10 protein-coding genes and 1 other RNA gene are annotated in these 10,254 nt (G+C 60.2%); 6 read left to right on the forward strand and 5 right to left on the reverse strand.

Features of this window, described 5'->3' with window-relative positions; translation table 11 throughout:
* Window positions 1-64: 64 nt before the first annotated feature.
* Together Q0341_RS07330 and Q0341_RS07335 are read left to right on the forward strand one after the other, a co-directional pair.
* The gene (locus Q0341_RS07330; protein WP_299511621.1) at window positions 65-760 is read left to right on the forward strand and encodes a S4 domain-containing protein; all 696 of its coding nucleotides are present in this window, start codon (window positions 65-67) and stop codon (window positions 758-760) included.
* A gap of 173 nt (window positions 761-933) precedes the next feature.
* Entirely contained in the window at window positions 934-1,455 is a 522-nt protein-coding gene (locus Q0341_RS07335) for an Rrf2 family transcriptional regulator (RefSeq protein ID WP_299511624.1), read from the forward strand.
* Between the two features lie 69 nt (window positions 1,456-1,524).
* Here the strand turns inward: Q0341_RS07335 and rnpB are convergent.
* An RNA gene (rnpB, locus tag Q0341_RS07340) (RNase P RNA component class A) lies at window positions 1,525-1,877 on the reverse strand.
* A 100-nt stretch (window positions 1,878-1,977) separates the two neighbouring features.
* Here rnpB and cysK point away from each other — a divergent pair.
* Both cysK and Q0341_RS07350 read left to right on the forward strand, forming a co-directional pair.
* A complete protein-coding gene (gene cysK, locus Q0341_RS07345) occupies window positions 1,978-2,895 on the forward strand; it encodes a cysteine synthase A (protein ID WP_299511626.1) in 918 nt (305 codons plus the stop codon).
* 190 nt (window positions 2,896-3,085) lie between these two features.
* A complete protein-coding gene (locus tag Q0341_RS07350) occupies window positions 3,086-4,930 on the forward strand; it encodes an NAD(P)/FAD-dependent oxidoreductase (protein ID WP_299511628.1) in 1,845 nt (614 codons plus the stop codon).
* Between the two features lie 51 nt (window positions 4,931-4,981).
* On the opposite strand, the gene Q0341_RS07355 is transcribed toward Q0341_RS07350, so the two are convergent.
* Window positions 4,982-5,626 carry a response regulator transcription factor gene (locus Q0341_RS07355; protein ID WP_299511630.1) on the reverse strand — a complete coding sequence of 215 codons (645 nt, stop codon included), beginning with the start codon at window positions 5,624-5,626 and terminating at the stop codon, window positions 4,982-4,984.
* A gap of 167 nt (window positions 5,627-5,793) precedes the next feature.
* A complete protein-coding gene (locus Q0341_RS07360; RefSeq protein ID WP_299511632.1) occupies window positions 5,794-6,429 on the reverse strand; it encodes a response regulator transcription factor in 636 nt (211 codons plus the stop codon).
* A 186-nt stretch (window positions 6,430-6,615) separates the two neighbouring features.
* Here Q0341_RS07360 and Q0341_RS07365 point away from each other — a divergent pair, with 186 nt between their 5' ends.
* Window positions 6,616-6,909, forward strand: coding sequence for a VF530 family protein (locus tag Q0341_RS07365; protein ID WP_299511634.1), 294 nt, complete (start codon window positions 6,616-6,618; stop codon window positions 6,907-6,909).
* 249 nt (window positions 6,910-7,158) lie between these two features.
* Window positions 7,159-8,553, forward strand: coding sequence for a DUF389 domain-containing protein (locus tag Q0341_RS07370; protein WP_299511637.1), 1,395 nt, complete (start codon window positions 7,159-7,161; stop codon window positions 8,551-8,553).
* 24 nt (window positions 8,554-8,577) lie between these two features.
* On the opposite strand, the gene Q0341_RS07375 is transcribed toward Q0341_RS07370, so the two are convergent.
* Both Q0341_RS07375 and Q0341_RS07380 read right to left on the reverse strand, forming a co-directional pair.
* Window positions 8,578-9,045, reverse strand: a complete 468-nt coding sequence (locus Q0341_RS07375; protein ID WP_299511640.1) for an SET domain-containing protein-lysine N-methyltransferase — start codon at window positions 9,043-9,045, stop codon at window positions 8,578-8,580.
* A gap of 16 nt (window positions 9,046-9,061) precedes the next feature.
* Window positions 9,062-10,153 carry a calcium/sodium antiporter gene (locus Q0341_RS07380; protein ID WP_299511642.1) on the reverse strand — a complete coding sequence of 364 codons (1,092 nt, stop codon included), beginning with the start codon at window positions 10,151-10,153 and terminating at the stop codon, window positions 9,062-9,064.
* Between the last annotated feature and the right edge of the window lie 101 nt (window positions 10,154-10,254).

Here is a 10,254-nt window from a genome sequence, read left to right on the forward strand (position 1 = left end):
CATGTGGACCACATCCGCGAACAAGCCCTGTCTTGATTCGCTTTGAGTATTTTTGAAAGCATCGATGATTTCCTCTGAAGAAGGCATTCGCCTGGCCAAACGCGTGGCCGCCGAGCAAACCTGCTCCCGCCGCGAAGCCGAAGCCCTGATCGTGGCCGGTGGCGTGCAGGTGGCGGGCAAAGTCGTGACCGACCCGGCACGGCGTGTGCGGCCTGAGCAAACCGTTCAAGTCAACCGCCTGGTCTCCATGGCTGCGCTGGCCCCCATGACGCTGGTGCTGTTCAAACCCGCGCACCGGGTGGCCAACCTGGCCTGGCTGCAAGACACCGTGGGCCTGAAAGCGGCTCAACCCGGACTGTGGGGGCCTGAGCGCCTGGCCAAAATGCTCATGCCCTTGCCGCTGGCCAAACCCACCAGCGGTTTGTGCATTTTTTCAGACGATGTGGGCGTGCTGCGCCATCTGGAAGACCGCCGCAGCCCCATGGAACAAGAATGGATGGCCACCATAGGCGGCGAAGTGCCCGAAAGCCTGGTCAAGGCCTTGAACGGCCCCGGTATCCGGGCCAGCATCAACCGCCAGACCGACAGCATGACCGTGCTGCGCATCGCCGGCAAAGACATCGATGGGCTGGAACTGGGCCGCTGGCTGGACGAACAATGCCCCCTGCAGGACCTGCGCCGCCAACGCGTGGGCCGTCTCAGTTTGGCGCCTTTAGAGGCGGGCCAATGGCGGTCGCTGGAAGGCTACGAGCGTTTCTAATCCACTCAATGTCCAAAAAAAGCTGCATTTACCCTTGAATAATTCCGGTTTATCCCCAATTAAAAAATCAGTCTGAGAAAATGAACGTTCAGTCACCCCTGCACACAATGCAGTCTTGACCCCACAGGATGGCCTGCCCAGGCAGGACACCAAAACGCAGAAAGGAGCCCACCATGCGTTTGAGCACCAAAAGCCGATTTGCCGTCACCGCCATGATCGATGTGGCATTGCGCGAAGACCGCGGCCCCGTTTCGCTGGCCGCCATCAGCGTGCGCCACCAAATTTCCTTGTCCTATCTGGAGCAGTTGTTCAGCAAACTTCGCCAGCATGGCTTGGTCGAAAGCACGCGTGGCCCAGGCGGCGGCTATTCGCTGTCGCGCAATGCCGAAAAGATCACCATGGCCGACATTGTGGGTGCTGTAGACGCCCCTTCCGAAGAAGAAGTGTCGGCAGAAGGCGGCTGGATGAACAGCGAACTGTGGGCCAGCCTGAACGACAAAATGCTGACGCACTTGCAGTCCATCACCTTGCGTCAACTGGTGGCCGAGCAGCGCACCAAAGGCGTGACCGTCGAGCCAGCACCGCCGCCAGCCGTCAAACGCGGCGTGTTTGCCAAGCCCAAAAGCACCTTGAAGATCACGGCGCCCAATTCGGTGTTTGCCTTGGCTGGCAGCTTGATGCCTTCACGCGGCTGATCTGTTTTAGAGACCCACAAAAAAACCCGCTACGGCGGGTTTTTTTGTGGGCTATGCCCTGAGAAAAAAGTGTGAAGCCCGCCGATAAGCCGGATTCTGTGCACAGCGGTTGCCCGCTGCGTGACCGCCATTACTCTGGGCCGGGGGTCGCCCACCCGGCTCGGTGCTACCTACCCGCCAACTCACCCCGCGGAACCACAGGGAGAAGGCATGCGGCGAACCGCATGCCTTCAGGAAGGCCTACTTGGTATTGCTGCGCGTAGAGATTGCCCGTTTCACCCGAACTCAATCGGCTCGTCTCTGTTGCTCTGATCCTCACCTCACGGTGGAGAGGTGTTACCTCCTACGCTGTCCTGTGCAGTCCGGACGTTCCTCCAGTGCCTCCTTTCGGAGATTGCACCAGCGACGGTCTGGCGTGCTTCACGGGTTCGATTATGACCTGCCGTCATAAGCTCAGACAATAAACGGTCTGAAGATTCGCGCACAATCATTTCATTCACCTGATTCAAACGGAGACACACCATGAAAGCCCCAAACATTCTCGCCACCATCGGCCACACGCCGCATGTGCGCATTAACCGCTTGTTTGGCCCCACCGCCCAGGTGTGGATCAAATCAGAGCGCAGCAACCCCGGCGGCTCGATCAAGGACCGCATCGCACTGGCCATGGTCGAAGCGGCGGAACAATCGGGGGCATTGCAGCCGGGCGGCACCATCGTCGAGCCCACCTCGGGCAACACCGGCATTGGCCTGGCCATGGTGGCCGCCGTCAAAGGCTACAAATTGGTGCTGGTGATGCCTGACAGCATGAGCATTGAGCGCCGCCGCCTGATGCTGGCCTACGGTGCCAGCTTCGACCTGACACCCCGCGCCGAAGGCATGAAAGGTGCCATCGCCCGCGCCCAAGCCCTGGTGGCCAGCACCCCCGGTGCCTGGATGCCCCAGCAGTTTGAAAACCCCGCCAACATCGACGTGCATGTGCGCACCACGGCGCAAGAAATTCTGGCTGATTTTCCCGACGGCATCGATGCGCTCATCACAGGTGTGGGCACAGGCGGTCACCTGACGGGCGCTGCCCGCGTGCTCAAGGCCAAGTTTCCGAATCTCAAGGTGTTTGCGGTGGAGCCCATTGCCTCGCCCGTGATCTCGGGTGGAGCACCTGCTCCCCACCCCATTCAAGGCATTGGTGCGGGCTTCATCCCCAAGAACCTGGACACCACCTTGCTCGACGGCGTGATCCAAGTCGATGCCGAAGACGCGCGAGAATACGCCCGCCGTTCGGCCCGAGAAGAAGGCATGCTGGTCGGTATCTCGTCCGGGGCCACCTTGGCCGCCATCGCCCAAAAACTGCCCGATCTGCCCGCTGGAGCCACCGTGCTGGGCTTCAACTACGACACGGGCGAGCGCTATTTGTCGGTCGACGGGTTCTTACCCGGCTAAGCCATCTTTGCACCTCACTGCTGGGTCTTCAGGGGCTGTCACGACCGTTGTTTCGACATGCCCTCACAGGTCGGGCCTTGATGGTCTGACATTTCCTCACTTCGCGAAGCTGCATTTTCAAAAGGCAAACGTCCACGAAGACCACCGATAATCTCGACTTGCTTGATAACCACAAGCCACAGAGGTTGCCATGATCCGAATTTCCGAAGTCAAACTTCCCTTGTCGGCCCTGCCGATTGAATCGCGCCGCGCGGCCGATGCGCCGTCCGAGACCGACGAAGACCGTCTGCCCACGCCGCACCCCGAGACGGCCCTGCGCCAATTGGCGGCCCAAGCGCTGGGTTTAACGCCAGCAGACATCGCCACGCTTCAGGTCTTCAAACGCAGCTTCGATGCCCGCAAGGCCGAGCTGCTGGCGGTTTACATCGTGGACCTCGCCCTGACCGCTGCGCAGGAAGAACCCGCCTTGCTGCAACAGTTTGCCAGCCACCCCCACATCCAAGCCACCCCCAACATGCACTGGCAGGCGCCCTGCCAAGCGCCTGCAGACTTGGTGCAGGGCAGCGAGCGCCCGGTGGTGGTCGGCTTTGGGCCTTGCGGCATGTTTGCGGCATTGGCCCTGGCGCAAATGGGCTTCAAACCCATCGTGCTCGAGCGTGGCAAGCCGGTGCGTGAACGCACCAAAGACACCTGGGGCCTGTGGCGCAAGCAAGTGCTCAACCCCGAAAGCAATGTGCAGTTTGGCGAAGGCGGCGCAGGCACCTTCAGCGACGGCAAGCTCTACAGCCAGATCAAGGACCCGCGCCACCTGGGCCGCAAGGTGATGGATGAATTCGTCAAGGCCGGCGCGCCTGCCGACATCTTGTATGCCGCGCACCCGCACATCGGCACGTTCAAATTGGTCAAGGTGGTCGAAAACATCCGCGAACAAATCATCGCCTTGGGCGGCGACATCCGCTTTGAGCAACGCGTGACCGATGTGCTGATCGCACCCGCTGCAGGCGGCCAACAGCTCACCGGGCTGCAGGTGACCGACCTGCGCACAGGACAAAGCCACACCTTGCACACGCGCCACGCCGTGATGGCGCTGGGCCACAGCGCCCGCGACACCTTTGTCATGCTGCACCGCCGGGGTGTGGCCATGCAGGCCAAAGCGTTTTCGATTGGCGTGCGCATCGAACACCCACAAAGCGTCATCGACCAAGCCCGTTGGGGCCGCCACGCGGGCCACCCGCTGCTGGGTGCGGCCGATTACAAGCTGGTACACCACGCGCAAAACGGCCGTGCCGTCTACAGTTTTTGCATGTGCCCCGGCGGCACTGTGGTGGCCGCCACCAGCGAACCGGGCCGGGTGGTCACCAACGGTATGAGCCAATATTCGCGCAATGAACGCAACGCCAACGCCGGCATGGTGGTGGCCATCGACCCGCCCGACTACCCCCTGGACACCACCGCATGGCAAGCCGCGTTTGGCGACGAAGACGGTGCACAACTGGCCCAAGAGGCCCAGCAACTGGCGGCACAGCACCCCCCTGCACCTCACCCGCTGGCGGGCATCGTGCTGCAGCGCCAGCTGGAAAGCCGGGCCTTTGAAGTGGGTGGCTGCAACTACGAAGCCCCTGGTCAATTGGTGGGCGACTTTCTGGGCGCGCGTCCCTCGACCACCTGGGGCAGCGTGCAGCCGTCTTACAAACCCGGCGTGAAGCTGGTCGACTTGGCCGATGTGTTGCCGGGCTACGCGGTCGAAGCCATGCGCGAGGCTTTGCCCGTTTTCGGGCGAAAGATCAAAGGCTATGACATGCACGATGCGGTGATGACAGGCGTGGAAACACGCACGTCCTCACCCCTGCGCATGCCGCGTGGAGAGGACCACCAAAGCACCAACACCCAAGGCCTGTACCCAGCGGGCGAAGGGGCCAGTTATGCGGGCGGCATTTTGTCGGCTGGAGTAGACGGCATCAAAGTGGCCGAATCATTGGCCAGCCGGTGGTGCGCACAAACCAACACAGCCAAGGGTTCTGACAACACGCGTTGATGAAGGCCATGGCAGGCCACTACTCAGGTGCCTGCAACGATCCACTGTTCTTTAAACCGAGACCATCAGGTGGCGGATGGCATAGCGGGTCAGGTCTGCCACTTTGTGCAACCCCACCTTGCGCATGATGTTGCGCCGGTGAACCTCGACGGTGCTGGGGGCAATGCGCAAATTTCGGGCGATTTCCTTGGAAGAGAAACCATCGGCGATCAAACGCAAAACCTGCTCTTCGCGGCCGCCGAGCGCCCCGCGAACGGGGGCATCGCCTGAACGGAATTTGCGCACAGAGGCCATCATTTCTGCGGCCGCTGTTTGGCACAAATACTCCCGTCCGCCTGCGACTGCGCGAATGGCTGACAGCAACTCGTCCATGCCGCTGGTGCTCGACACGTAGCCTTTGGCACCCGCATCCAAAATCTCGATGATCGAATGGCGGTCAGAATCGCCTGAAAACGCCACCATGTATTGACCTGGCTGATGTGCTGCCATCTTTTGCATCAAAGACAAATCTTGATGCCCATTGGCGTGCAAGCCGATCAGCACCACATCGGGGTCCAGCGCTTCGCACAGCGCCTGTGTCGCCTCATCGGTCTCGGCGGTCCCCACCAACTGGGTGTCGTGGTGGGTTTGGAAAACAGCCGCAATCCCATCTGCAAGCACCCTGTTTTTGGATGACAACAAAACGCGAATAGACATGGCGAGGCTCCTTTGCTCAATCAAGGGCCCTGCAGCGGTGTTGCTGAGCAAGTGCCAATGCGCCATTTCGCGCTGCCACACCAGCCACGGGGTCTGGTGACCAGTCTCCTAAAAAAACCGTGCGCTGACTGTTCGGTACAGCACACAGGGGGCGGCGCCCGGGCGGCTCACATCAAGCCGTTGTCTTGCATGCAGCGCTGCAAAGACATGCGCCCAGGGCAATTGAGCTTTTGGTAAATGTGGTGCAAGTGCAGTTTGGCGGTGCCTTCACTGATGAATAGCTTGCTGGCGATTTTTTTATTGGGCAAGCCTTCGGTGACCATGTGGGCCACCGACATTTCTCGGGGTGTCAACAAACTCGAAGCGCGGCTGTTTTTCCTCTGTTGCTCCAACAACAAAGACAGGGTTTTCAGGGTCAAGTCCCGGTCCAACCAAGGATCACCCCCATGCACCGACTGGATGCAGCGCGCCAGCACCTGCTGGGGTTTGTCCTTGGACACCAAACCCGGCACACCCAGATCCATGGCCCGCATGACCTCACCAATGGAAGCCCCAGTGAACACCACGGCGCGCGTGGGCAAGCGGTGCAACTGCATCTCCTCGATCAAAGACAAACCGTTGCGGTGGGTCAGCGACAAGTCCATCACCAAAATATCGGGTTGGTATTTTTTCACGGCCTCCAGCGCATCGTTGCCATTGCTCACACACGCCCTGACAGAAAAGTCAGGCGACCCGTGAAAGTCGTGCGACAAGCCGTCCAACATCACGGGATGGGGGTCCGCCAGAACCAGGTCAATGCTCATGTATTTTTTTCTTTCTGCTGCCATGCGCCTGCACGGTCAAGCCACAGCCTAGGGCTTGCACCGCCCTGCCACTGTGCGCCAGCGCACCTGCCGCAGCACGCAACCAACACAGCCATCGCCAAGGTGCTTTTTGCGGCCAGGCTGGCGTGTTCCAATTCGCACACCGTTTGCATCGACAATCAGGCCATGCAAGACGCCGACAACACCCTGCCTCCCAGCCCCGATGCACCCGCACCTGAAGTGCGCCCTACCCAAGCGCGCAACCCCCTGCACGGTCTGACGCTAGAAGCCATCGTGACCCAACTGGCCGACTTTTATGGCTGGGACGATCTGGGCCAGCGCATCGCCATTCGCTGCTTCACGCACGAGCCCAGCGTCGGCTCGAGCTTGAAGTTTTTGCGCAAAACGCCTTGGGCCCGTGAAAAAGTGGAAAGCCTTTACCTGTTCATGCTGCGCGACCAAAAGCGCCAAGGCTTTTGAGCCACTGAGCCCGCATTTGAACCCGCCTCCATACGCGCTTCATAACCCACTTCAGAATCCGCAGTTTGGCCTGCCGCCTGCTGCTGCAAGGGCCATTAAAACCTTGCCCAGTCTTGTGCCAGCCAGTTACACACCCTTACGGAAATCAAGTGCCCCTGCGGCATCCGCCCGCAAAAACCAAGTTTAAACACCGACAATGCTGGGCGCTTCAATGCCTGTCGCATTGAACAAGCTCCCCCGACCCGCTTCATGAAACGCCTTCAGATCAATCTTCTTCGCCTGTTCAACCTGCGTCGCGACCAGGACACCCCAGAGGAAATCGACACCACCATCCGCGACGGCATCAGTGTCACCGGGGCCAATCTCTGGGGACTCATCGGGGCCATCTTCATCGCCTCGATTGGCCTGAACGTCAACAGCACCGCCGTCATCATCGGTGCGATGCTGATCTCACCCTTGATGGGTCCGATCGTGGGCATTGGTTACGGCATCGGCATCAAGGATCTGGCCTTGATCCGCATGTCAGCACGCAATTTGGGGATTTTTGTCCTCATCAGCTTGCTCACGGCCACCACCTACTTTTTCATCACGCCCCTGAACATTGCGCAGTCTGAACTGCTGGCCCGCACCAGCCCCAATTTGTGGGATGTTTTGATTGCATTCATTGGTGGCAGCTTGGGCATGATCGGCGCAACGCGGCGACAAGGCTCCAACATTGTCCCCGGCGTGGCCATCGCCACAGCCCTCATGCCACCCTTGTGCACCGCTGGTTTTGGCCTGGCCACGGGCAATTGGCACTATTTTGGCGGCGCGTTTTACCTGTTCACCATCAACAGCGTCTTCATCGCTTTTGCCAGCTTGCTCGTGGTGAAAATGCTGCGACTACCGGCTCGTGGTGATGGCGCCAAAGCCCGCTGGCAAGCCCGCGCCATCATCACCGCCACCGTTTTGGCCACGGCGGTGCCCAGTGGTTTCTTGGCGGTCAGGCTGGTGTCGCAAAAATTATTTGAACAAACCGCTCAGACCGTTCTGGCCAGCATCGACAAGGATCCGCGCTACGTGCTGCTGGGCCGTGAAATCGGCACCACCGAGCACCGCGTCGTACTCACCATGGGCGGAGAAAACGGGGTGGCCAATGTCCAAGAAGAAGTCAAGCGCCAATTCCAAGCTCAAGGCTACGAAGACACCGTGGTGGTGGTTCGCAACATCGGCTCAGAAAAAGTCGATGTTGGGCAAATCACAGAAGCCTTGAAAAAAGAATTGCTGCAAAACACCTTGCAACAATTGCAAGACACGACTGCACTCAACCGGAAACTTGAATCAGAGGCGCAAGCCTTGCGCGCAAGCGATGCCCAACGCAACCAGTTGATCCAGGAAATTCTGGCGCTTTACCCCAGCGTGGCCTGCGTCTCTGTTGGGCAAGGCAGCCACTGGCAACGCAACCAAGCCACACTCCAAACCACCCAAATTGTCAGCCTCACCGTGATCCGGGCACTGCGCCAAGAGGAGCGCGCACGGCTGAGCGCCTGGCTCAGCACCCGCTACCCGACACAGAGCATTCGGCTTCAGGTGACGCCACTGCCGCTAGGCAAAAAACAGCGCCAGCCAAGCGATGCCGCCTTGAACGCAGCTTGCAGCGTCTGAAGCAGTCCGATCCAGCCTGCCCGCTCAGTCCAAAGCCAGCATCGTGCCCCGACATTTTTTGGCCCCGCAGCGGCAGGCATAGCGGGCCTTCAAGGCCTCGCTCATGGGCTCGTCGCTCACCAAGCCGTAATCGAACGTCAGCTCCTCGCCCTTGAACACGGACCTGCGTGTCAAGATGAAGATGCGGCCCCGGTCCTCTTCAGGCGCGCAATTGGGGCGGCACGAATGGTTGATCCACTTGGAGTCGTTGCCACCATGCAGCGCATCGATCACCCGACCATCGTCCAAGTGAAAGTAAAAGGTGTGGTCGGGGTTGGCCGCATCGTGCGGGTGGCGTGCAATCGCCTCGGCCATGCTGATGATCTGGCCCACATACTCAATGAGCCGCTCGCCTGCGGACAGGTGCCGCGTGGCGAACACACCTTGGCCATGCACGCCGGACCGCTCCACCCGGATCGGGCTGTCCACAGAGGAGGCCAGCAACGGCTTCATGCCCGATCCAGCCCCATCAAGCCCGCCCACGCACCACCGACACCACCAGCGTGATGACGGTGAGCGGCACCACGAAACTCAGCATCACGCTGCTGAAAGCCCCCAGCGCCTGGTGCTGCTGCGCCGCCAAAATCAAATAAGACACATAGGCCACGTAATACCCGGCAAAAATGCCGCCTTCCCAGCGGGCAATTTCACCGCCCGTGATGAACATCGGCAAGCAGGCCAGTGCCACCGCCAACAACACCCACAAGTCAAAGGCCAACAAAGACGGCGGCACCGCCAGGCCCACCCCCCCAGCCACCAAGCCACTGATTCCCAAGCAACCCAGAATGTTAAAAATGCAGCTGCCCACCACGTTGCCCACGGCCATGTCGCGCTCACCCTTGAGGGCCGCTGCGATCGAGGTCGCCACCTCGGGCATGGACGTGCCCGCGGCCACGATGGTCAGCGCAATCACCACATCGCTCACACCCAAAGCCTTGGCAAACACCACCGCCGCAGTCACCAACCAGTCCGAGCCCAGCACCAACAACGCCAAACCCACAGCCATCAGGGCCAACTGCGCAGGCAGCTTGGCATCCCAAGCCCCAAGGTGCGAAGCCTGCAACTCGGCGTCGATCGTTTCGGGCGCGGCTGCAGTGGCTTTGGCAGCAGCCGATTCACGGCGCGACTGCACCACCAAAAAGCTGGTGTAAACCACCAACAATGCCACCAACACGCCACCTTCCCAAGCCTGCAACTGGCCATCCATGGCCATCAAAACCATGAGCAGCGTCACGCCAAACATGATCGGCACCTCTTGGCGGATCAGCTGTCTGTGAACGGTCAGCGGTACGATCAACGCGCTCAATCCCAAGACAAACAAAACGTTGAAAATATTGCTGCCCACCACATTGCCCACGGCCATGTCGGTCTTGCCCTCCAACACCGAAGCCACCGACACCGCGATCTCGGGCGCACTGGTGCCCAGCGCCACAATCGTCAAGCCCACCACCAAGGGCGAAATGCCAAAAGACAGCGCCAATTTGCTCGCGCCGCGCACCAGCCAATTGGCCCCCAACACCAAGCAAACCAGCCCGGCGACGAACAAAAACAAATGGAACATGGGTCAGCAACCTGTGAGAAATGCGGGGATGCGCATCACCCGCTTTGGGATGGCGCATTCGGCGTCAGAAGAACGACTGGGCACTGCAAAACTCACTCCAC

This window comes from uncultured Limnohabitans sp. (assembly GCF_937889215.1).
Taxonomy (GTDB): domain Bacteria; phylum Pseudomonadota; class Gammaproteobacteria; order Burkholderiales; family Burkholderiaceae_C; genus Limnohabitans_A.